Source organism: Streptomyces sp. NPDC102283 (genome assembly GCF_044766265.1).
Taxonomy (GTDB): Bacteria; Actinomycetota; Actinomycetes; order Streptomycetales; family Streptomycetaceae; genus Streptomyces.
In genome coordinates, this window is the sequence record NZ_JBIWLQ010000003.1 from 394,758 (window position 1) to 415,039 (window position 20,282).

Annotated in this window: 21 protein-coding genes; 13 read left to right on the forward strand and 8 right to left on the reverse strand. The window is 74.7% G+C overall.

What is annotated here, in order from left to right; translation table 11 throughout:
- The first annotated feature begins 22 nt into the window (after positions 1 to 22).
- Complete coding sequence (locus ACIRJT_RS08565) at positions 23 to 1,294, forward strand: MFS transporter (protein WP_403906250.1); 1,272 nt, start codon at positions 23 to 25, stop codon at positions 1,292 to 1,294.
- 50 nt (positions 1,295 to 1,344) lie between these two features.
- Here ACIRJT_RS08565 and ACIRJT_RS08570 read toward each other — a convergent pair whose 3' ends face one another.
- A complete protein-coding gene (locus tag ACIRJT_RS08570; RefSeq protein WP_403906252.1) occupies positions 1,345 to 1,977 on the reverse strand; it encodes a TIGR03085 family metal-binding protein in 633 nt (210 codons plus the stop codon).
- An 84-nt stretch (positions 1,978 to 2,061) separates the two neighbouring features.
- Here ACIRJT_RS08570 and hisI point away from each other — a divergent pair, with 84 nt between their 5' ends.
- The 11 genes from hisI (at position 2,062) to lgt (ending at position 11,229) form a co-directional block, all read left to right on the forward strand.
- Positions 2,062 to 2,442 carry a phosphoribosyl-AMP cyclohydrolase gene (gene hisI, locus ACIRJT_RS08575; RefSeq protein WP_361867406.1) on the forward strand — a complete coding sequence of 127 codons (381 nt, stop codon included), beginning with the start codon at positions 2,062 to 2,064 and terminating at the stop codon, positions 2,440 to 2,442.
- A gap of 9 nt (positions 2,443 to 2,451) precedes the next feature.
- Positions 2,452 to 3,945, forward strand: a complete 1,494-nt coding sequence (locus ACIRJT_RS08580; protein ID WP_403906255.1) for an anthranilate synthase component I — start codon at positions 2,452 to 2,454, stop codon at positions 3,943 to 3,945.
- A 48-nt stretch (positions 3,946 to 3,993) separates the two neighbouring features.
- Positions 3,994 to 4,668, forward strand: coding sequence for a TIGR02234 family membrane protein (locus ACIRJT_RS08585; RefSeq protein ID WP_403906258.1), 675 nt, complete (start codon positions 3,994 to 3,996; stop codon positions 4,666 to 4,668).
- Between the two features lie 112 nt (positions 4,669 to 4,780).
- Complete coding sequence (locus ACIRJT_RS08590) at positions 4,781 to 5,032, forward strand: HGxxPAAW family protein (protein ID WP_018957525.1); 252 nt, start codon at positions 4,781 to 4,783, stop codon at positions 5,030 to 5,032.
- A gap of 206 nt (positions 5,033 to 5,238) precedes the next feature.
- Positions 5,239 to 5,781 (forward strand): DUF2752 domain-containing protein, encoded by a 543-nt coding sequence (locus ACIRJT_RS08595; protein ID WP_403906579.1) that lies wholly within the window; start codon positions 5,239 to 5,241, stop codon positions 5,779 to 5,781.
- Positions 5,782 to 5,917: 136 nt separating this feature from the next.
- Complete coding sequence (gene trpC, locus ACIRJT_RS08600; protein WP_010064524.1) at positions 5,918 to 6,727, forward strand: indole-3-glycerol phosphate synthase TrpC; 810 nt, start codon at positions 5,918 to 5,920, stop codon at positions 6,725 to 6,727.
- 16 nt (positions 6,728 to 6,743) lie between these two features.
- Positions 6,744 to 6,956: a tryptophan biosynthesis modulator TrpM gene (trpM, locus tag ACIRJT_RS08605; RefSeq protein WP_371622912.1), complete on the forward strand. Its 213-nt coding sequence runs from the start codon at positions 6,744 to 6,746 to the stop codon at positions 6,954 to 6,956.
- Between the two features lie 138 nt (positions 6,957 to 7,094).
- On the forward strand, positions 7,095 to 8,381 hold the full coding sequence (trpB, locus tag ACIRJT_RS08610; RefSeq protein WP_403906261.1) for a tryptophan synthase subunit beta: 1,287 nt from the start codon (positions 7,095 to 7,097) through the stop codon (positions 8,379 to 8,381).
- Positions 8,378 to 9,190, forward strand: coding sequence for a tryptophan synthase subunit alpha (gene trpA, locus ACIRJT_RS08615; protein WP_397795392.1), 813 nt, complete (start codon positions 8,378 to 8,380; stop codon positions 9,188 to 9,190). Before trpB ends, trpA begins: the two co-directional genes overlap by 4 nt.
- Positions 9,191 to 9,265: 75 nt before the next feature.
- A complete protein-coding gene (locus tag ACIRJT_RS08620; protein WP_403906265.1) occupies positions 9,266 to 10,135 on the forward strand; it encodes a DsbA family protein in 870 nt (289 codons plus the stop codon).
- 98 nt (positions 10,136 to 10,233) lie between these two features.
- Positions 10,234 to 11,229 (forward strand): prolipoprotein diacylglyceryl transferase, encoded by a 996-nt coding sequence (gene lgt / locus ACIRJT_RS08625; RefSeq protein ID WP_403906268.1) that lies wholly within the window; start codon positions 10,234 to 10,236, stop codon positions 11,227 to 11,229.
- Positions 11,230 to 11,290: 61 nt separating this feature from the next.
- Here lgt and ACIRJT_RS08630 read toward each other — a convergent pair whose 3' ends face one another.
- From ACIRJT_RS08630 to ACIRJT_RS08660, 7 genes are read right to left on the reverse strand one after another with little or no spacing between them, the layout of a single operon-like run.
- The gene (locus tag ACIRJT_RS08630; protein WP_403906271.1) at positions 11,291 to 12,157 is read right to left on the reverse strand and encodes an HpcH/HpaI aldolase/citrate lyase family protein; all 867 of its coding nucleotides are present in this window, start codon (positions 12,155 to 12,157) and stop codon (positions 11,291 to 11,293) included.
- Complete coding sequence (locus tag ACIRJT_RS08635) at positions 12,154 to 13,353, reverse strand: CaiB/BaiF CoA transferase family protein (protein ID WP_403906274.1); 1,200 nt, start codon at positions 13,351 to 13,353, stop codon at positions 12,154 to 12,156. The genes ACIRJT_RS08630 and ACIRJT_RS08635 overlap by 4 nt, the downstream gene beginning before the upstream one ends.
- Entirely contained in the window at positions 13,350 to 14,234 is an 885-nt protein-coding gene (gene rbsK, locus ACIRJT_RS08640) for a ribokinase (protein WP_403906276.1), read from the reverse strand. The genes ACIRJT_RS08635 and rbsK overlap by 4 nt, the downstream gene beginning before the upstream one ends.
- Positions 14,231 to 15,598, reverse strand: coding sequence for an ADP-ribosylglycohydrolase family protein (locus ACIRJT_RS08645; RefSeq protein WP_403906279.1), 1,368 nt, complete (start codon positions 15,596 to 15,598; stop codon positions 14,231 to 14,233). Before ACIRJT_RS08645 ends, rbsK begins: the two co-directional genes overlap by 4 nt.
- Positions 15,595 to 16,788 (reverse strand): ADP-ribosylglycohydrolase family protein, encoded by a 1,194-nt coding sequence (locus tag ACIRJT_RS08650; protein ID WP_403906282.1) that lies wholly within the window; start codon positions 16,786 to 16,788, stop codon positions 15,595 to 15,597. Before ACIRJT_RS08650 ends, ACIRJT_RS08645 begins: the two co-directional genes overlap by 4 nt.
- Complete coding sequence (locus ACIRJT_RS08655) at positions 16,715 to 18,046, reverse strand: ADP-ribosylglycohydrolase family protein (protein WP_403906284.1); 1,332 nt, start codon at positions 18,044 to 18,046, stop codon at positions 16,715 to 16,717. Before ACIRJT_RS08655 ends, ACIRJT_RS08650 begins: the two co-directional genes overlap by 74 nt.
- Complete coding sequence (locus tag ACIRJT_RS08660) at positions 18,043 to 19,179, reverse strand: ADP-ribosylglycohydrolase family protein (RefSeq protein WP_403906286.1); 1,137 nt, start codon at positions 19,177 to 19,179, stop codon at positions 18,043 to 18,045. The genes ACIRJT_RS08655 and ACIRJT_RS08660 overlap by 4 nt, the downstream gene beginning before the upstream one ends.
- A 306-nt stretch (positions 19,180 to 19,485) precedes the next feature.
- Here ACIRJT_RS08660 and ACIRJT_RS08665 point away from each other — a divergent pair, with 306 nt between their 5' ends.
- On the forward strand, positions 19,486 to 20,217 hold the full coding sequence (locus tag ACIRJT_RS08665; protein WP_403906288.1) for a VIT1/CCC1 transporter family protein: 732 nt from the start codon (positions 19,486 to 19,488) through the stop codon (positions 20,215 to 20,217).
- The last annotated feature ends 65 nt before the right edge of the window (positions 20,218 to 20,282 follow it).

The window sequence follows — 20,282 nt, forward strand, 5'->3', positions numbered from 1 at the left end:
CTCCGCCCGGAAGGACGAACCCATGACGGTCACCGCCGTGGAAGCCCCCGAACGCCCCGCCCACCGCGACCCCAACGTGCTGCGCTGGCTCGGCGCGTACAGCGCGTCGATGGTCGGCGACAGCATCTACTTCATGGCCCTCGCCTGGGCCGCCGCCCGCACCGGCAGCGCCTCCGGCACCGGCCTGGTCCTCGCCGCCGGCTCGATACCCCGGGCGCTCCTCATGCTCGGCGGGGGAGTGCTCGCCGACCGGATCGGGCCCCGCCGCGTGGTCATCGGCAGCGACGCCGCCCGCGCGCTGCTCGTCCTCGGACTCGCCGCGACCCTGTTCCTCACCGCGCCCACCGTGGGCGTCCTGGTGGCCGTCGCCCTGCTCTTCGGCGCGGTCGACGCCCTGTTCCTGCCCGCCGTCGGAGCCCTGCCGCCCCGGATCAGCACCCCGGGCCAGCTCGGCCGGATCCAGGGGCTGCGCGGGCTGGCCGCACGTGGTGCGTCGATCGTCGGCGCGCCGCTGGGCGGGTTCGTCGTGGCCACGGGCGGCCCCGCGCTCGCCTTCGCCGCCGCCGGAGTGCTGTTCGCGCTGTCCCTGCCGCTGCTCCTGAGCCTGCGCATCAGGCCGCTGCCCGAGCCGGCGGGCGGGACGGCCGAGGCGCAGGGGGCGTCGGCGGACAGCGGGAGGACACCGAACGCCTGGCAGGACCTCGTCGACGGGCTCCGGTACATCCGCCGCCACCCCCTGCTGGGCCCGCTCATGCTCGTCATCGCCCTCAGCGAGCTCGGCTTCGTCGGGCCGCTCAACCTCGGGATGATCCTGCTCTCCGACCAGCGCGGCTGGGGCGCGGCCGGCATGGGCTGGATCGTCGCCGGATTCGCCTCCGGCGCCGCCGGGTCGGCCCTCCTCCTCGCCGTGCGGGGCCGCGTGCCGCGCGCCGGGCTGGTGATGTGCCTGACCGCCCTCGTCGGCGCGACGGGCATCGCCGCCCTGGCCCAGGTCCCCTCGGTGGCCCTCGCCGCCGCGGCCGCCGCGTTCGTCGGCCTCGTCGGCGGACTGGCCGCCGCGCTGTGCGGAGCCCTCGTCCAGACCACCGCCGACCCGGCGTACCTGGGCCGGGTCACCTCCGTATCGACGTTCTTCACCTACGCGCTCATCCCGCTGAGCTACCCCGTCACGGGCGCTGCCATCGCCCTCTGGGGCACCGGGCCGGTCTACGCCGTCAGTGCGGCCGTGTGCGCGACCGGTGGCGCGGCGGGCCTCGCCTTCACCGCACTCCGCCGCGCCGAACTGCCCCGCTGACCGGGCACCCCGGCTGGACCCGGCCGACCCGGCACCCCCGAGCCCTGGGCCTACATGCCCAGCTCGGCCGCCTTGAGCCGCTCCACCGCCGTCTGATCACCCTCCACCTCGACGTCCGCCGCGTCCTGCCGGCCGAACGCGTACAGCAGCAGCTCGGCGGGCTCCCCGGTCACCGTCACCACCGGCGTCCCCTTGTGGGCCACCGCCGTCTGGCCGTCCGGGCGGCGCAGCACCAGCCCCACCGGGGACCTGCGGCCCAGCAGCCGGGCCGTCTTCTCCGTCCGGGACCACAGCACGTCGGCGAAGACCGGGTCCAGCTCGCGGCGCGACCAGTCGGGCTGGGCCCGGCGCACGTCCTCCGCGTGGACGAAGAACTCGACGGTGTTCGCCGCCTCGTCGATCTGCTTGAGGGACATCGGGGAGAACCGGGGCGGACCGGTGCGGATCAGCTGGATCAGTTCCTCGTACGGCTTCGCCGCGAACTCCGCCTGCACCCGCTCCAGCCGGGCCTTCAGCGCGCTCACCAGCAGCCCGCCCGCCGCGTCCGCGCGGCGTTCGCGGACCACCACATGGGCGGCCAGATCGCGGGTCTTCCAGCCGTCGCACAGCGTCAGGGCCTCGGGACCTGCCGCTTCCAACAGATCGGCGAGCAGAAGACGTTCACGCTTCGCATGGGTCGACATGCCCGCCAGCGTACGGCCGTCACCCGGGGTCCGCCCAGTGGACGTCCGCCCGGAACGCCTCCGCGACCACGGCACAATGGGCCCATGACGAGCACGCCCGGCGCCACGCCGCCCGCCAGCAGCCTCGACCCGGCCATCGCCGCCCGCCTCAAGCGCGGCGCCGACGGCCTGGTCCCGGCCATCGCGCAGCAGTACGACACCGGCGAGGTGCTGATGCTCGGCTGGATGGACGACGAGGCGCTCCACCGCACCCTCACCACGGGCCGCTGCACCTACTGGTCGCGCAGCCGCCAGGAGTACTGGGTCAAGGGCGACACCTCCGGTCACGTCCAGCACGTGAAGTCCGTCGCCCTGGACTGCGACGCCGACACCGTCCTCGTCAAGGTCGACCAGACGGGCGCCGCCTGCCACACGGGCGACCGCACCTGCTTCGACGCCGACGCCCTGCCCCTCCTCGACAGCTAAGGTCCGGCCATGGATCTCGACACCTTCCGCAAGCTGGCCGTCGACCGCCGCGTCGTCCCCGTCAGCCGCCGCCTCCTCGCGGACGGCGACACCCCGGTCGGCCTGTACCGCAAGCTCGCCGCCGAACGCACCGGCACCTTCCTCCTGGAGTCCGCCGAGAACGGCCGGACCTGGTCGCGCTACTCCTTCATCGGCGTCCGCAGCGACGCCACCCTCACCGCCCGCGACGGCGAGGCCCACTGGCTCGGCACCCCGCCCGTGGGCGTCCCCGTGACCGGCGACCCGCTGGACGCGCTGCGCGCCACCGTCGAGACCCTGCACACCCCGCGCGACCTGGTCGGCGACGAGGGCCTGCCGCCGTTCACCGGCGGCATGGTCGGCTACCTCGGCTACGACGTCGTACGCCGCCTGGAGAAGATCGGCGAGCACGGCGGCGACGACCTGAGGCTGCCCGAGCTGACCATGCTCCTCACCTCGGACCTCGCCGTCCTCGACCACCGGGACGGCACCGTCCTGCTGATCGCCAACGCGATCAACCACAACGACCTCGACACCGGCGTCGACGAGGCGTACGCGGACGCCGTCGCCCGCCTCGACGCGATGGAGCGGGACCTGCGCCTCCCGGTCCGCAGCGCCCCCGCCGTCCTGCCCCCGTCCGAGCTGCCGCCCTACACCGCGCTCTGGGGCGGCGAGGCCTACCGGGACGCCGTCGTGGACATCAAGGAGCGGATCCGGGCGGGCGAGGCCTTCCAGGTCGTCCCCTCCCAGCGCTTCGAGACCCCGTGCACGGCGAGCGCCCTGGACGTCTACCGGGTGCTGCGGGCCACCAACCCGTCCCCGTACATGTACCTCTTCCGCTTCGACGGGTTCGACGTCGTCGGCTCCAGCCCCGAGGCCCTGGTCAAGGTCGAGGACGGCCGGGCCATGGTCCACCCGATCGCCGGGACCCGGCACCGGGGCGCCACCCCGCAGGAGGACCAGGCGCTCGCCGACGAACTCCTCGCCGACCCCAAGGAGCGCGCCGAGCACCTGATGCTCGTCGACCTCGGCCGCAACGACCTGGGGCGGGTCTGCGAACCCGGCAGCGTCGAGGTCGTCGACTTCATGTCGATCGAGCGCTACTCCCACGTGATGCACATCGTCTCCACCGTCACCGGCCGTGTCACCGAGGACCGGACCGCCTTCGACGTGCTCACCGCCTGCTTCCCCGCGGGCACCCTCTCCGGTGCCCCCAAGCCCCGCGCCATGCAGATCATCGAGGAGCTGGAGCCGAGCCGCCGCGGACTGTACGGGGGCTGCGTCGGCTACCTCGACTTCGCCGGGGACTCCGACACCGCCATCGCCATCCGGACCGCCCTGCTCCGCGACGGCACCGCCTACGTCCAGGCCGGAGCCGGGGTCGTCGCCGACTCCGACCCGGTCGCCGAGGACACCGAGTGCCGCAACAAGGCGGCGGCCGTGCTCCGCGCCGTCCATACGGCCAACCGGCTCCACGACCGCTGAACCGCTGACGGCCGACCGGCTCCACGGGCGTCGGGGCGGTAGGGGATAGTGGAGGGCGTGAGTGCTGTCCCCGTACCCCAGCCCCGTGCCCGAACCGCCGACTCCGCGTCCGGCGCCGCGCCCGACTCCGCAGGGAGCCGTCGCAGTCTCGCGGCCGGTCTGCTCCTCGGCGCGGCCGGCGCGACCGTCGTCCTCCTCGCCTCCGGGCAGACCTGGGCCGAGGGCGACGCGGCCACCGGCGGTGGCGCCCTCCCGCTGAGCGTCGACGGCCAGGCCGTCACCGGAGTCCCGGCCGCCCTGGCCGTCGTCGGACTCGCCGCGCTCGTCGCCGTCTTCGCCGTACGCGGCGCCGGCCGCCGGATCGTCGCCGCCCTCCTCGCCCTCAGCGGTCTCGGAGCCACCCTCAGCGCCTGGGCCGGCGGGTCCGACAGCACGGCCCTCGACGAGGAGGCCGCCAGGACGACCGGCGACGCGGCGGCCACCATCCACGCGATCGGCCACACCGCCTGGCCCTACGTCACGGCCGCCGGCGGCCTGCTGATCCTGCTGGCCGGACTCCTCGCGCTGCGCTACGGCAGCCGCTGGCCCGCCATGTCCGGAAAGTACGAGCGCGACGGCACCCCCCGCCCCGGCAAGGCACCCCGCAGCGCCCCCGACCCGGACCGGCCCGAGGAGCTGTGGAAGGCCCTGGACCGCGGCGAGGACCCGACGCGCGAGGCGTGACCCCCACGCTCACCTCCCGCTGCCCCGTACGGGACAATGGACCCGAGCCGTCCCCGGGCGGCGGCCACACGTACAGCGCCACCCACGGCGCAACACCAACGAGGAGCAACTCATGGCGGGCACGAGCCACGGACACACCCCGGCCGCCTGGACCGGTGTCATCATCGCTTTCATCGGCTTCTGCGTCGCAGGCGTCTTCATGGTCGCGGCCAACCCGCTCGGCTTCTGGGCCGGTATCGCCGTCATCTTCGCCGGTGGTCTCGTGGGCCTCGCCATGAAGGTGGCCGGCCTCGGCATGCCGAAGGAGTCGGCCGAGCTGATCGAGGCCAGGGAGCGCGCCGGTCGGGCGCAGATCTCCCACTGACCCGGACGCCGGCCCGTCCCGGCGACCGACACGCCGACAGGCGCAGCCCTCACCCGGGGCTGCGCCTTTTCGCGTCGGCGGGGGACAATCAGCGGGTGGACGCCTCGCCTACCCCCTCAGCCGCCCAGCCGCCGGACCCGGAAACGGAGCCACAGCAGGGCGTCGGCCCCCTGAACATGCCGCTGACCGTCTGCCCGACCCCCGACATGGCCCGGCCCGTTCCGGCCCGTCCGGCGTCCGAGGACGCAACCCTCGCCGGGGTGGGCCCGGAGCTCACAGGTCCCCCGGGCGAGGAGCCCTCGCAGGTGCCCGGCCCCCCAGGCCACGGTTCCGTCCTCAAGCGCCGGACGGGATCGAAAGCGCGCCGCCTCGCCACCCCCATCGGCATCCTCGCCGCCGTCGCCGGCGCGTTCGCCTACGTCGGCACCGTCGACCCCAACGAGCCCGGCCACTACCCGGTCTGCCCGCTGCTCAAGCTGACCGGCGTCCTCTGCCCCGGTTGCGGCGGGCTGCGCAGCGCCCACGCCTTCGTCCACGGCGATCTCGGCGCGGCGCTCGAAGCCAACGCGATCGCCACCGCCGGCTACTTCCTCTTCGCCGCGGTCTGGATCCTCTGGCTGGTCCGGGCCTGGCGCGGACAGCCCCTGCGCATCGCTCTCGCGCCCGTCTGGTGGTGGGGTGTGGGCGCCGCCCTGCTGATCTTCACCGTGGTCCGGAATCTGCCGTTCGGCTCGGCGCTGGCCCCCTGAGCGCCCGGCCCGGCCCGGGCGAATGACCAGGAAGTGGGACGCGACGTGGCCGGATGCGAGCCCCGGGGCATCCTGCGGATACCATCGGTACGGCTGATCCTGTTCACCGTCAACCGTTCGGAAGGGGGCCGCTCGCGTGAGTGTGCTCGACGAGATCATCGACGGCGTTCGCGCCGACCTCGCGGAGCGACAGGCGCGCGTCAGCCTCGACGAGCTGAAGGAGCGCGCGGCCCGCGCTCCCCAGGCCAAGGACGGAGTCGCCGCCCTGCGCGGCGAGGGCGTGACCGTCATCTGCGAGGTCAAGCGCTCGTCCCCCTCCAAGGGGGCCCTTGCCGCCATCGCCGACCCGGCCGCGCTCGCCGCGGACTACGAGGCGGGCGGCGCTTCCGTCATCTCGGTCCTCACGGAGGAGCGCCGCTTCGGCGGTTCGCTCGCCGACCTGGAGGCCGTCCGCGCCAAGGTCGACACCCCGATCCTGCGCAAGGACTTCATCGTCACCTCGTACCAGCTGTGGGAGGCCCGCGCCTACGGCGCCGACCTGGCCCTGCTGATCGTCGCCGCCCTCGACCAGGAGGCCCTGGTCTCCCTCATCGAGCGCGCCGAGTCGATCGGGCTCACCCCGCTCGTCGAGGCGCACGACGAGGAGGAGGCGGAGCGCGCCGTGGACGCCGGAGCCAAGATCATCGGTGTCAACGCGCGCAACCTGAAGGACCTCAAGGTCGACCGCTCCACCTTCGAGCGCGTCGCCCCCGAGATCCCCGACCACATCGTCAAGGTCGCCGAGTCCGGCGTCCGCGGTCCGCACGACCTGATCGCGTACGCCAACGCGGGCGCCGACGCCGTCCTGGTCGGCGAGTCGCTGGTCACCGGCCGCGACCCGCGCGCCGCCGTCGCCGACCTCGTCGCCGCGGGCGCCCACCCGGCGCTCCGCCACGGCCGCGGCTGAGCAGGGACCGACGACCATGACCGACCGTCCCGTGCCCCGCACCCGGCCGGGCCTCCGCCCCGCCGGGGCCCCGGCCCGGGACCCGCACGCCCCGCTGGCGCGCGGCTGCCGCCCCCGCGGCTGCCGCGCCCCCGCCCGGCGCGTGCACGGCCGGCGCGTGCGGTACGTCATCGGCGACGAGCCCGGCCAGGTGAACGGGATGCGATGGCGCCCGGGGTCCGCGCAGTAGGCGAGCCCCGGCCGACGTACCGCAGCACCCCTTCTCGTACGTACGACCGCACCGCCGCGGCCCAGGCCGGTCCCGGTGGCGCTCGCCGCTCCGCGCATACGGTGCATCCATCCGTTGCCATGCCAAGGAGCACGTCGCATGACGTCCGAATTCTTCATTCCGGACCCCGAGGGTCTGATCCCCAGCGCCGAGGGCTACTTCGGCGCGTACGGCGGCAAGTTCATCCCGGAGGCGCTCGTCGCCGCCGTGGACGAGGTCGCCGTCGAGTACGACAAGGCCAAGGCCGACCCGGCCTTCGCCGCCGAGCTCAACGCGCTCATGGTCGACTACACGGGCAGGCCCAGCGCGCTGACCGAGGTCCGGCGCTTCGCCGAGCACGCCGGCGGCGCCCGGATCTTCCTCAAGCGCGAGGACCTGAACCACACCGGCTCACACAAGATCAACAACGTGCTGGGCCAGGCCCTCCTCACCAAGCGCATGGGCAAGACCCGTGTCATCGCCGAGACCGGAGCCGGCCAGCACGGCGTCGCCACCGCGACCGCCTGCGCCCTCTTCGGTCTCGAATGCACCATCTACATGGGGGAGATCGACACCCAGCGCCAGGCGCTGAACGTGGCCCGGATGCGGATGCTCGGCGCCGAGGTCGTCGCCGTGAAGTCCGGCTCGCGGACGCTGAAGGACGCCATCAACGAGGCGTTCCGCGACTGGGTCGCCAACGTGGACCGTACGCACTACCTCTTCGGCACGGTCGCGGGCCCGCACCCCTTCCCGGCGATGGTCCGCGACTTCCACCGCGTCATCGGCGTCGAGGCCCGCCGCCAGATCCTGGAGCGCGCCGGCCGCCTCCCGGACGCGGCGGTCGCCTGCGTCGGCGGCGGCTCCAACGCCATCGGCCTCTTCCACGCCTTCCTCCCCGACGCCGAGGTCCGCCTGGTGGGCTGCGAACCCGCCGGGCACGGGGTGGAGACCGGAGAGCACGCGGCGACCCTCACCGCGGGGGAGCCGGGCATCCTGCACGGCTCGCGCTCCTACGTCCTCCAGGACGACGAGGGCCAGATCACCGAGCCGTACTCCATCTCGGCGGGGCTGGACTACCCCGGCATCGGCCCGGAGCACGCGTACCTCAAGGACGTCGGGCGCGGCGAGTACCGCGCGGTCACCGACGACGCGGCCATGCAGGCCCTGCGCCTGCTGTCCCGCACCGAGGGGATCATCCCGGCCATCGAGAGCGCCCACGCCCTCGCCGGAGCCCTGGACCTCGGCAAGGAGCTGGGCAAGGACGGGCTGATCCTCATCAACCTGTCCGGCCGGGGCGACAAGGACATGGACACCGCCGCCCGCTACTTCGGGCTCTACGACACCGACGCCGCCGTCGAGGCGGACGCCGACAGCGACCGCGCCGAGATCGAGGGGGACGCCAAGTGAGCGGCAACATCGAGCTGTTGAACACCACCCTGGCCGCCACCAGGGCCGCGGACCGGGCGGCGCTCATCGCCTACCTCCCGGCGGGCTTCCCGACCGTCGACGGCGGCATCGAGGCGGTCAAGGCGGTCATCGCGGGCGGCGCGGACATCGTCGAGATCGGGCTCCCGCACAGCGACCCGGTCCTGGACGGGCCGGTCATCCAGACCGCCGACGACATCGCCCTGCGCGGCGGCGTCCGGATCGCCGACGTGATGCGCACGGTCCGCGAGGCGCACGAGGCCACCGGCGTCCCGATCCTGGTCATGACGTACTGGAATCCGATCGACCGCTACGGCGTCGAGCGCTTCACCGCCGAGCTGGCCGAGGCGGGCGGCGCCGGGTGCATCCTGCCCGACCTGCCGGTCCAGGAGTCCGCGCTGTGGCGCGAGCACGCCGACAAGCACGGCCTCGCGACCGTGTTCGTCGTCGCCCCCAGCAGCCAGGACGCCCGCCTCGCCACCATCACGGCGGCCGGGAGCGGCTTCGTCTACGCCGCGTCCCTGATGGGCGTCACCGGCACCCGCGCCTCCGTCGGAGCCCAGGCCCAGGACCTGGTGGGGCGCACCCGCGCCACCACCGACCTCCCGGTCTGCGTCGGCCTCGGCGTCTCCGACGCGGCGCAGGCCGCCGAGGTCGCCGGGTTCGCGGACGGCGTGATCGTCGGCTCGGCCTTCGTGAAGGCCATGCTGGACGCCCCCGACGAGGCCGCCGGTCTCGCCGCTGTCCGCTCCCTGGCGGGCGAACTGGCCGAGGGCGTTCGAAAGCGCTGAGCCCTTTGGTCACCCGAATGGGTGGATTGTGGGCCGGGGAGGCGCGGAGGCGCCTCCCCGGTTCGTTTCCCGGGTGTGAGCGACAAGATCCCTGAGGGAAACAGAAGCGCGCGCGAGCGCCTGGCCCAGCAGCGCGAGCGGGAGAAGGGGCGCGAGAAGCGCCGCCGGACGCTGATCGTCGCCTCGGCGGTGGTCGGGGTGCTCGCCCTGGCCGCCGTGGTCGGCCTGATCGCGGCCAACGCGGGCAAGGACGACGACGGCGACACCGCCTCCGGCCCCGCCGTCGCCCCTTCGGGCGCGATCGGCGAGGACGCCCTGACCGTGCCGGTCGGCGCCGCCGACGCCCCGTCCACCCTCACGATCTGGGAGGACTTCCGCTGCCCCGTCTGCGCCCAGTTCGAGACCGCCTTCCGGGACACCATCACGGAGCTGGCGGACGACGGCCAGGTCAAGGTGGAGTACCACCTGGCCACGATCATCGACGGCAACCTCGGCGGCACCGGGTCGCTGCGCGCCGCCAACGCGGCCGCCTGCGCCCAGGACGCCGGCAAGTTCGCGCCGTACCACGACGTGCTCTTCGCCAACCAGCCTCCGGAGCCGGACGACGCCTTCGGCAAGAACAGCCGGCTGATCGAGCTGGCCGGCGAGGTCGAGGGGCTCGACACACCGGACTTCCGCAGCTGTGTGGAGGACGGCGAGCACGACAGCTGGGTGAAGAAGTCCGACACGGCGTTCCGCGAGGGCGGCTTCCAGGGCACGCCGACGGTGCTGCTCAACGGGGAGTCCGTCTTCCCGAGCAAGGGCGGCGAGCAGATCTCTTCGGAGAATCTGAAGAAGTGGGTCGCCGCGGCCAACAAGGGCGAGAAGCCGGGCACCGCCACCCCGTCCGCACCGGCCGCCGGGTCCTCCGCTCCGGCCGATCCGTCGTCGGCCCCCGCTTCCTGACCGTGTCCCGGACCCGCGCGTGAGGCGGTCCTCGTTACCCAGACGTTGCCGGGTGGCTTGCCGTACCCACCGCCCGGCAGGGTAGCGTCGACCTCGCCATGAATCTTGCCTTCATCCCCAGTCCGTCGACCGGCGTGATCGAGCTCGGCCCGATCCCGCTCCGCGGCTACGCGTTCTGCATCATCATCGGTGTCTTCGTCGCCGTCTGGTTCGGCAACAAGCGCTGGGTGGCCCGGGGCGGCAAAGCCGGCACCGTGGCCGACGTCGCCGTCTGGGCGGTGCCTTTCGGCCTCGTCGGCGGCCGGCTCTACCACGTGATCACCGACTACCAGCTGTACTTCAGCGACGGTGAGGACTGGGTCGACGCCTTCAAGATCTGGGAGGGCGGCCTCGGCATCTGGGGCGCCATCGCGTTCGGCGCCGTCGGCGCCTGGATCGCCTGCCGCCGCCGGGGCATCCCGCTGCCCGCCTGGGCCGACGCGCTGGCCCCGGGCATCGCCATCGCCCAGGCCATCGGCCGCTGGGGGAACTGGTTCAACCAGGAGCTGTACGGCAAGCCCACCGACCTCCCCTGGGCGCTGGAGATCAGCGAGGGCCCGAACCGGGTCGCCGGGACGTACCACCCGACCTTCCTGTACGAGTCGCTGTGGTGCATCGGCGTCGCACTCCTGGTCATCTGGGCCGACCGCCGCTTCCGGCTCGGCCACGGACGGGCGTTCGCGCTGTACGTCGCCGCCTACTGCGCGGGACGCGGCTGGATCGAGTACATGCGGGTCGACGAGGCCCACCACGTCCTCGGTCTCCGCCTGAACGTGTGGACCGCGATCATCGTCTTCGTCCTCGCCGTCGTCTACATCGTGATCTCCGCGAAGACCCGTCCGGGCCGCGAGGAGATCGTCGAGCCCGACCGGGACGCCGCCCCCGCGAAGGGCTCCGACGAGGACGGCTCCGACGAGGACGGTTCCGACGAGGACGGCTCCGCGAAGGCGGACGCCGACCAGCAGGACGCCGGGGCGAAGAAGGACCCGCTCACGAAGGACGGGCCCGGCCAGGGCGCCACCGCCGAGAGCGCCGGGGCAGCCGAGAAGAGCTGACCGGCCGCGCCCCTCGGGCGCACCCCCGCACACCTCCCGCTCGCCGGGCGGGCCCGCAGTCTCAGGCCCGCCCGGCGAGCGCGATCGTCAGGCGGGCGGACGCCACCACCGCCGCGTCCACGAACCGCCCGTCCGGCAGCGCCAGCGCCCCCGCCTCCACCTCCGAGGCCGCGACGATCTCCTCGGCCGCCTCGATCTCCTCGGCCGTCGGCCGGAACGCCCGCTCGATCACCGGCAGCTGGCGCGGGTGGATCGCCGCCCGGCCCAGCATCCCGAGCGCCCGCCCCCGCCCGCACGACGTCCACAGCCCGTCCAGGTCCCGGACGTCCGGGAACACCGACTGGGCGGGCGGCGGAAGAGCCGCCGCGCGGGCCGCCACCACGACACGGCTGCGCGGCCAGTCGAGCCCGGCGTCCTCCCGTACGCCCAGATCCGCCCGCAGGTCCGCCTCGCCCAGGGCGATGCCGCGCACGGCGTGATGGGCCGAGGCGATCGAGTACGCGTGCTCGATCGCGAGCGCCGACTCCAGCAGCGGATACAGCGCCACGCCCGGGGCCACGGCCGCCACATGGTGCACCGAGACCGCGTGGGTGACCTTCGGCAGCCGGAACGCGGCCAGGCCCGGCAGCTCCGCCAGGGCCCGGATGTCGCCCTCGCCGTGCACCCGGACGTGGACCGGCACCGCGTCCGGGGCCGCCGTGACCTGGTCGCCGAGGAGTTCGGCGGTGGCGGAGCGCGCGTACGCCCTACGGTCCGGGGCGACGGCGTCCTCCAGATCGACGATCACCACGTCCGCCCCGCTGCCCAGCGCCTTGGCGACCACCTCCGGCCGGTCCCCGGGCACGTACAGCCAGGTCAGCGGCGGCGGTCCGGCGAGTGGCGGCGGGCCCTCGGGCAGCGGCGGGGCCGGGACCGGGTGGCCGGTCACAGCGCCCCCTGGTCCCGCAGCGCCGCGATCCGGGTCTCCGGGATGCCGAGGCCGGCCAGGATCTCCTCGGTGTCAGCGCCGTGCGGGCGGCCCGCCCACCGGATTCCGCCCGGGGTCCCCGAGAGCCGGAAGAGGACGTTCTGCATCCGCAGCGGCCCCAGCTCCGGGTCGTCGACCTCGGTGACGGTGTCCAGCGCCCGGTACTGCGGGTCCTCCATCACCTCTCGTACGTCGTGGATCGGCGCGACCGCCGCCTCCGCCTTCTCGAAGCCGTCGAGCACCTCCGCGCGGCTGTGCCGGGAGATCCAGTGGCCCACGGCCGCGTCCAGCTCCTCGGTGTGCTCGGCCCGGGTGGTGCCCGCGCCGAACCACGGCTCGTCGATCAGCTCCGGGCGGCCGACGAGGCGCATCACCCGCTCGGCGACGGACTGGGCGGAGGTGGAGACCGCGACCCAGTGGCCGTCGGCGGTGCGATAGGTGTTGCGCGGTGCGTTGTTGCGGGAGCGGTTGCCGGTGCGCGGCTGGACATAGCCGAGCTGGTCGTACCAGAGCGGCTGCGGGCCCAGCACGGTGAGGATCGGCTCGATGATCGCGAGGTCCACCACCTGCCCCTCGCCGGTCTTCTCCCGCCCCGCGAGCGCGGCCATCACCGCGTACGCCGTGGCCAGGGCCGCGATGGAGTCCGCGAGCCCGAAGGGCGGCAGCGTCGGCGGGCCGTCCGGCTCCCCGGTGATCGCCGCGAAGCCGCTCATCGCCTCCGCGAGCGTGCCGAAGCCGGGGCGGTGGGCGTACGGCCCGAACTGGCCGAAGCCGGTGACCCGGGCCAGCACCAGACGCGGATTGACGGCGTGCAGCTCCTCGGGGCCCAGGCCCCAGCGCTCCAGGGTCCCCGGCCGGAAGTTCTCGACGATGACGTCGGTCTCGGCGGCCAGCTGGAGGAGGACGTCCCGGCCGCCCGGGGCGGACAGATCCAGAGCCAGGGTGCGTTTGTTGCGGCCGAGCATTTTCCACCACAGGCCGATTCCGTCCTTGGCGGGCCCGTGCCCGCGCGAGGGGTCCGGTCTACGGGGGTGTTCGACCTTGATCACATCGGCGCCGAAGTCCCCGAGCATGGTGGCCGCGAGCGGCCCGGCGAAGAGGGTGGCCAGGTCGATGACCTTCAGCCCGGTCAGGGGTCCTGCCGCGGTGGTGCTCATCGGGCCTCGATCTCGCTGCGGTAGGGCATGGACGTGGACGCGCCCGGTTTCTGGACGCAGAGCGCGGCGGCCGAGGAGGCGAACGCCACGGCCTCGGCCACCGGCCGCCCCTCGCCGAACGCCACGGCCAGCGTCCCGACGAAGGTGTCCCCGGCCCCGGTCGTGTCGACGGCGTTCACCGAAGGGGCCGCGAAGAGCACCGGCTCGCCGCCCCGCGCCGCGTACAGGCAGCCCTTCGCGCCGAGCGTGACGATGACCTCGGGCACCCGGCGCAGCAGGATCTGCGCCGCGGCGTGCGGCTCGGCCTGCCCGGACAGCTCGGCGGCCTCGTGCTCGTTGGGCACCAACAGGTCGATGTGGTCGAGGAGTTCATCGGGCAGGGGCTGGACGGGGGAGGGAGTGAGGATGGTCCGAACGCCCTGTGCCCGGGCCGCGCGGGCTCCCTCGACGACGGCGGACAGGGGGATTTCGAGCTGCATCAGGAGCAGGTCGGCGGCGACGATCGCCGCGATCTCCCCGGGCCCCAGCGCGGTGACGACGCCGTTCGCGCCGGGGACCACCACGATTCGGTTGCCCCCGGTGTCGTCCACCACGACGTGCGCGGTGCCGCTGGGGCCCTCGGCGGTGTGCAGGAGGTCGATGTCGACCCCGGCGTGTTCGAGTCCGTCGCGCAGCAGGGTGCCGTAGGCGTCGTCGCCGACCGCGCCGATCATCGTCACCTCCCCGCCCGCGCGGGCGGCGGCGACGGCCTGATTGGCGCCCTTGCCGCCGGGGACCGTCCGGAACTCCCGGCCGGTGACGGTCTCGCCGCGCCCGGGGGCGCGGGCCGTGTGGGCGACGAGGTCCATGTTGGTGCTGCCGAGCACCGCGATGCGGGTCATGGGCGCAGAGCCTCCTGGTGGGTCAGTGCGGCGAGGGTGTCGAACCCGGTCCGGTCGAAGCCGGGTACGGAGGTGGCGAGCCGGTTCTTCAGCGGGGCCGTCCAGCGCTCGGGCAGGGCGTCCGGCCCGCCCGCCAGGAGTCCGGCCAGCGATCCGGCGGTCGCGCCGTTGGAGTCGGTGTCCCAGCCGCCGGAGACCGCGAGGCCGATCGACCGGGTGAAGTCGCCGTCGGCGTGGGTGAGGGCGGCGGCCAGCAGCGCGGCGTTGGGCAGCACGTGCACCCAGTGGTGGGTGTCCGCGTAGACGGCGTGCAGCCGGTCCACGACGGCGTCGAACTCCCCCTCCGCCCGGGCTGTTTCGATGCCGAGGCGGATCGCGCGGGCGTACCGGGAGTGCGGCGGCACCACGCGCAGCCCGGCGGCCAGGCAGCCGTGCACATCGCTCTCGCCGCCGGCCGCGACGGCGAGCGCCGCCGCGGTGAACATCGCGCCGTAGACCCCGTTGCCGGTGTGGGTGAGGACCGCGTCGCGGTGGGCCTGGGCGGCGGCCCCGGCCGGGTCGCCGGGGTGGGTCCAGCCGTGCACGTCGGCCCGGATCTGCGCGCCGATCCACTCCCGGAACGGGTTGCGGCGGGAGGCGGTCTCCGGAGGCTCGACACCCGCGAGGAGGTTGCCGTACGCGATGCGCTCGGCGGTGAAGGTCCGCCCGGCCGGCAGTTCGTCGAGCCACAGCCGGGCCAGGTCGGCGGTGGTGAAGGAGCGGCCGTGGCGCTGGAGCAACAGCAGGGTGAGAAGCGGGTAGTCGAGGTCGTCGTCCTCCGGCATGCCGTCGATGTTCTCGGCCAGGGACGTGGGGGCCGAGCGACGGTTCCAGGGGTGGGCGGCCAGCAGTTCGGCCGGTACGCCGTGTGCGGTGAACCAGTTGGCCGGGGGCCAGTTCCCGGTGGCGCGGGCCAGGGCGCGGATGCCGGTCAGCGGCAGCTTCTCGACCGGTTTGCCGAGCAGGCAGCCCGCCGCCCGGCCCAGCCACGCCGCGTGCAGCCGGTCCCGGCCGACGACGGGCGCGCTGTCCACCGGACTCGGCCAGTGCGGGCAGGCGGCCACGATCTCGTCCAGTCCGGTCGGCTCTTCGGACGCCAACGGCACATCCAGCAGTGCGAGTTCCTCGAGAAGACGTTCGGCCAGCGCGCGCAGGCGCGGCGGTGCCGGCGGCTCGGAGGCCCCTGCCCGGTCCGGGGCGGGGGCACCCCCGGCCGCGTACCACCGCTCCTCGATCTCCCGGGCATCCCGGCCGTCCTGCGCGGCCTGCCGCAGCTCGTGACCGACCAGATCCTCGGGCTGCGCCCAGGTGAGGCGGACGTTCACCGCTCACCGGCCAGCGCGCCGAACGCCTGCTCATGGGCCCGGCGGCGCTCCAGGTCCCGGGCGAAGACCTCCCGGGCCACCTGTGCCAGCACCGCTGCCGGGGCGTCCAGGTCCAGTCGGCTCGCCTCCGCGACCGTGGCGGCCCAGTCGGCGGGGACCTCGCCGCCCAGCGCGCCCACGATCGCCCCGCTCATCGTCGCGATGGAGTCGCAGTCCCGCCCGTAGTTCACCGAACCGAGCACCGTGCGCCGGTAGTCACCGCACCCGACCAGCAACATCCCGAGCGCGATGGGCAGTTCCTCGATGGCGTGCAGCCGGGAGGGGCGGCGCGCGCCGAGGGAGGGGTTCCGGTAGTCGGGGCCGACCGTGTCGAAGGGCTCCACGGCCGCCCGCAGCGGGGCGAGCGCGGACTCGAAGTCCTCGTGGTGCACGGCCACTTCGGCGACCGCCTCGATCGCGGACCGGGTGCCGTCCCTGGCCGTGGAGAGGGCCGCGTCGACCACGGTGCCGGGGGTGGCGCCCGGGCGGCAGGCGGCGGCGACGGCGGCGGCGAAGACCCCGGCGGCCTCCCGTCCGTAGGAGGACTGGTGGGGCGCCGCGACCTCCAGCGCCTCGGCGTACGCGGCTTCCGGGTGGCCGGCGTTGACCAGGCCGACCGGAGCCATGTACATCGCCGCCCCGCAGTTGACGATGTTGCCCGCGCCGGCCTCGCGCGGGTCCACGTGCCCGTAGTGCAGCCGGGCCACGATCCACTTCTCCGCCAGGAAGATCCGCTGGAGGGGGAGGGCCTCCGACTCCAGCTCCGGGATCCAGCGGGGCGACAGCAGGTCCGGGACGAGGTGGTCCGCGACGGCGTACGCGTCGAGGTGGTCGCGCACCCGGTGGTAGACCCGGATCAGGGCATGGGTCATCAGGGTGTCGTCGGTGACGTGCCCGTCGCCCTTGTGGTACGGCGCGACGGGGCGCGCGGTGCGCCAGTCCTCGCCGTACCAGGGGCCGACGATCCCGGTCACCCGGCCGCCGTGGCGCTCGGCGATCTGCTCGGGGGCCCAGCCCTCGACCGGGCCGCCGAGCGCGTCGCCGACGGCGGCTCCGACGAGGGCCCGGCGGACGCGTTCATCGAGTCCGGGCGTGGTGGGGGAGGGGCGCGGTGTCGAGAGGGCGGCTTCCATGGCCGTTGTGGGCGTCATGCCGGAATTGTCCACCCGGAGTGGCCGGTTCCGTGGCTGCCAGCAGCCCGGCGAGTTCGATCAGGTCCGTGCCCGCGAGCCGGGGCAGCGCACAGCCCGCCAGCGTCCGGCACGCCTCACGCCAGCCCGCCGGTACGGCGGTGACCGAGCCGATGGTCCCGGTCAGCGCCCCGGCCAGGGCGGGCGCGGAGTCCGCGACCCGGGACAGGCAGGCGGCGGCCGGGATCGCCTGGGCGATCTCGCCCCGGGCCGCGGTGGTGAGGGCCAGGGCGACCGGCACGGTCTCCGCCGCCGCGATCCCGTAGCTGTAGACGTGGTCCACGATCTGGTGTTCCAACACCGGGACCAGGGCGAACGCCCCGGCCGGCTCGCCCGCGAACTCCCGGGCCAGGCGGACCGCGTGCGCGGCGTTGCGGGCGATCTCGGTGCCCTCGGGGAGCTGGGCGAGGGCCGCGTTCACCACGGTGTCGACGTCCGCCCCGGCCAGCGCCGCGGCGATGGCGGCGGCCACGGCCCGTGCCCCGTGCACCCCGTCGCCGTCCTGGGTGTAGCGGGCGTCGAACTCGGCGAGCGCGGCGGCCTCCTCCGGGTCACCAGGGTGGACCACGGCGAGCACGGCGGCCCGCACGCAGGCGGCGTCGTCGAAGTAGTGCGGGTTGTCGTGCCCGGTGGCGGGCGGCCGCAGCCCGGCGGCCAGGTTGCCGAGCCCGGCCCGCACCGAGATCCGGGCCCGCAGCGGGAGGACCGCGGCCTCGACCTCGGGGGCCCGGGCGCTGGCGGCGGCGACGGTGGCGGCCAGCGCGTTCCAGCCCCGGTCGACCGCGTCCCGCATCCGGCGGCCGGAGGAGAGGTCCACCGCCTCGTCGGCCGCCGCCGCCAGCACCGTACGGGCGGCGAACGCGGCCCATTCGGCGTCGTCGGACGGCCCGAGCCGCAGCGGCTCGGGCGGCTGGTTCAGGGCGATGGGCACCGGGAGCGTGGTGGTGGCGTTCTGCTCGGCGAAGGTGTCCAGCTCCCGGGTGAGCCGCCGGGTCCACTCGGGCATCCGGGCCGCCCGGTGCCGGGCGGCGGGCCAGCCGGCGGCGTCGCCGGCCGCGAGCCCGAGCAGCAGCCCCTCGATCCGGGCGCGGCGGGAGGGGGCGGGGGCGGCCGTCGGCCCGACCGCGTCGCGCGCCGTATCCGCCGGGCCTCCCGCGGACCCTCCGCGTGGTGTGGTCACGGCCGGTCCGCCGCCGGCCGCCCCGCCCGACGCCGTCATCGCCGCTCCTCCCGTACGGGCACGGAGGAGGCCGCCGCGGACGCCAGGTCCCGGACGGGCTCGAAGGAGGCCGACGCCATGCCCCGTACGGCCGCCGGTTCGCGACCGCCGCCCCGCTCCTGCGAGGGCGGCCCCGCAGGACCGGTTCCGTCCGGGTCCTCCGGGGTCAGCAGTTCCGCGATGTCCAGCACGTGGTAGCCGCGCATCGAGGGCAGGCAGCTGCCCCGGACCGGGCCGATCGCGCCCGCCCAGTCCGGCGGGACGGCGCTCTCCCCGTTCAGGGCCCCGGCCAGGGCGCCCGCCACCGCCGCCGTCGTGTCCGCGTCGCGGCCCATGTTGACGGCGGTGAGCACCGCCGTCCGGAAGTCCCCGCGCGCCGCCGTGAACGCCCCGAACGCCAGGCCCACCGCCTCCGGCGCGAGGTCCGTCCACGGGTAGCCGGCGATCACCACCGCCGAGCGCACCGCCCGCTCCATCGTGAGCCGGTCGGGGTGGGGCCGCTGGGCCGCCGCCACCGCCCGGCGCAGCGACCTGGCCGTCCAGGAGTCCATCGGGACCACCGAGAGCGCGGCCGCGATCACCGAGGCGAGGCCCGAACCGACCATGGCCGCCGCCACCCCGGCCGCCACCGCCTGACCCCCGTAGATCCCCTCGCCCTCGTGGCTGACCCGGCCGTCCACCGCGACCAGCCGGGCCGCCTCGGCCGGGCGGCCCGCCGCGAACACCCCGAAGGGGGCCGCCCGCATCGCGAGCCCGTCGCTCCAGGCGTGCCGGTGCTGGGCGGAGATCGGCGCGGCCAGACCCCGGCGCAGGTTCTCCAGCGTGCCGCGCTCGCTGAACCCGGCCCCCCGGAACGGGCCCTCGTCCAGATCGGCGATCCAGTGGTGCCAGGCCCGCTCCACATGGGAGACGTCGAGCGCCGAGCCGTGCCGGGCGAGCAGCAGCCCGGAGAAGATCGCGTACTCCGTGTCGTCGGTGCCCGCCGGATCATCGCTCACGAAACCCTCGATCCGCCCCCAGCGGCGGCGGATCTCGGAGGGCCGCAGGTTCTCCGCCGGAGCGCCGAGCGCGTCCCCGACCGCCAGCCCCAGCAGCGCACCCCTGGCCCGGTCATTGCCGACGGCCGTGTTCATCGCGTCGCCCTTCGCTCGTCCGGCGGTATCCATCCGGGTCCGTATCCGATCTCCGTTTCCGGGCCCTGTCCGCATCTGTGCCACGTGGCGGGCGGGGAGAGGCGAAAAACGGCGGGAAAGGGGCCATGCGGATGACGGCCCAGATAGCTGAGGCTGCCCTTTCTTCGCAGGTCAGAGGGGTGGTAAGCCAGGCCTGCCTTGCTGGCGGCGGTCACCCGGACGGCGTAGTTTGGACTTTGTCGAAAGTTGTATTCAGCGGGGAACGGCGGGGTGACGGCCCGCCGGAGCGAAGGGGAGAAGCACGCCGTGGCCATCATCGAGACCGAAGCCGTCCTGCACGAGGCGCACCGGGACAACCACACCCACCGGGATGTGACCGGCGGCTGGCTGCGCCCCGCCGTCTTCGGCGCGATGGACGGCCTGGTCTCCAACCTCGCCCTGATGACCGGGGTCGCGGGCGGCGCCGTCTCCCAGCAGACCATCGTCATCACCGGCCTGGCGGGGCTCGCGGCCGGGGCCTTCTCCATGGCGGCGGGCGAATACACCTCCGTCGCCTCGCAGCGCGAGCTGGTCGAGGCGGAGCTCGACGTCGAGCGCCGTGAACTCCGCAAGCACCCCAAGGACGAGATGGCCGAACTGGCCGCCCTCTACGAATCCCGGGGCGTGGACGCCCCGCTGGCCCGCGAGGTCGCCCGGCAGCTGTCGCGCGACCCGGAACAGGCCCTGGAGATCCACGCCCGCGAGGAGCTCGGCATCGACCCGGGCGACCTGCCCTCGCCGCTCGTGGCCGCCGTCTCGTCGTTCGGCGCGTTCGCGCTCGGCGCGCTGCTGCCCGTCCTGCCCTACCTCCTCGGCGCGAGCGCCCTGTGGCCCGCGGTGCTCCTCGCGCTGGTCGGCCTGTTCGCCTGCGGCGCGGTGGTGGCCCGGGTGACCGCCCGCAGCTGGTGGTTCAGCGGGCTGCGCCAGCTCGCCCTGGGTGGCGCGGCGGCGGCGATGACGTACGGACTCGGCACCCTGTTCGGCGTCGCCGCCGGATGACGCGGGCGCCGCGGAGCTGTGGACGGGCGGCGTAACCGGGCCGCCCGAACGGCGCAACGGCGCGG

What these genes read in the sequence shown, in the direction of transcription:
- ACIRJT_RS08595 (WP_403906579.1), top strand. Translation starts at nt 5,239, where the DNA reads ATGGCCCGGCCCGTTCCGGCCCGTCCGGCGTCCGAGGACGCAACCCTC.
- ACIRJT_RS08590 (WP_018957525.1), top strand. Translation starts at nt 4,781, where the DNA reads ATGGCGGGCACGAGCCACGGACACACCCCGGCCGCCTGGACCGGTGTC.
- ACIRJT_RS08655 (WP_403906284.1), bottom strand. Translation starts at nt 18,046, where the DNA reads ATGACGGCGTCGGGCGGGGCGGCCGGCGGCGGACCGGCCGTGACCACA.
- hisI (WP_361867406.1), top strand. Translation starts at nt 2,062, where the DNA reads ATGACGAGCACGCCCGGCGCCACGCCGCCCGCCAGCAGCCTCGACCCG.
- lgt (WP_403906268.1), top strand. Translation starts at nt 10,234, where the DNA reads ATGAATCTTGCCTTCATCCCCAGTCCGTCGACCGGCGTGATCGAGCTC.
- ACIRJT_RS08570 (WP_403906252.1), bottom strand. Translation starts at nt 1,977, where the DNA reads ATGTCGACCCATGCGAAGCGTGAACGTCTTCTGCTCGCCGATCTGTTG.
- trpM (WP_371622912.1), top strand. Translation starts at nt 6,744, where the DNA reads ATGACCGACCGTCCCGTGCCCCGCACCCGGCCGGGCCTCCGCCCCGCC.
- ACIRJT_RS08565 (WP_403906250.1), top strand. Translation starts at nt 23, where the DNA reads ATGACGGTCACCGCCGTGGAAGCCCCCGAACGCCCCGCCCACCGCGAC.
- trpB (WP_403906261.1), top strand. Translation starts at nt 7,095, where the DNA reads ATGACGTCCGAATTCTTCATTCCGGACCCCGAGGGTCTGATCCCCAGC.
- ACIRJT_RS08650 (WP_403906282.1), bottom strand. Translation starts at nt 16,788, where the DNA reads ATGACGCCCACAACGGCCATGGAAGCCGCCCTCTCGACACCGCGCCCC.
- ACIRJT_RS08580 (WP_403906255.1), top strand. Translation starts at nt 2,452, where the DNA reads ATGGATCTCGACACCTTCCGCAAGCTGGCCGTCGACCGCCGCGTCGTC.
- ACIRJT_RS08635 (WP_403906274.1), bottom strand. Translation starts at nt 13,353, where the DNA reads ATGAGCACCACCGCGGCAGGACCCCTGACCGGGCTGAAGGTCATCGAC.
- rbsK (WP_403906276.1), bottom strand. Translation starts at nt 14,234, where the DNA reads ATGACCCGCATCGCGGTGCTCGGCAGCACCAACATGGACCTCGTCGCC.
- ACIRJT_RS08660 (WP_403906286.1), bottom strand. Translation starts at nt 19,179, where the DNA reads ATGAACACGGCCGTCGGCAATGACCGGGCCAGGGGTGCGCTGCTGGGG.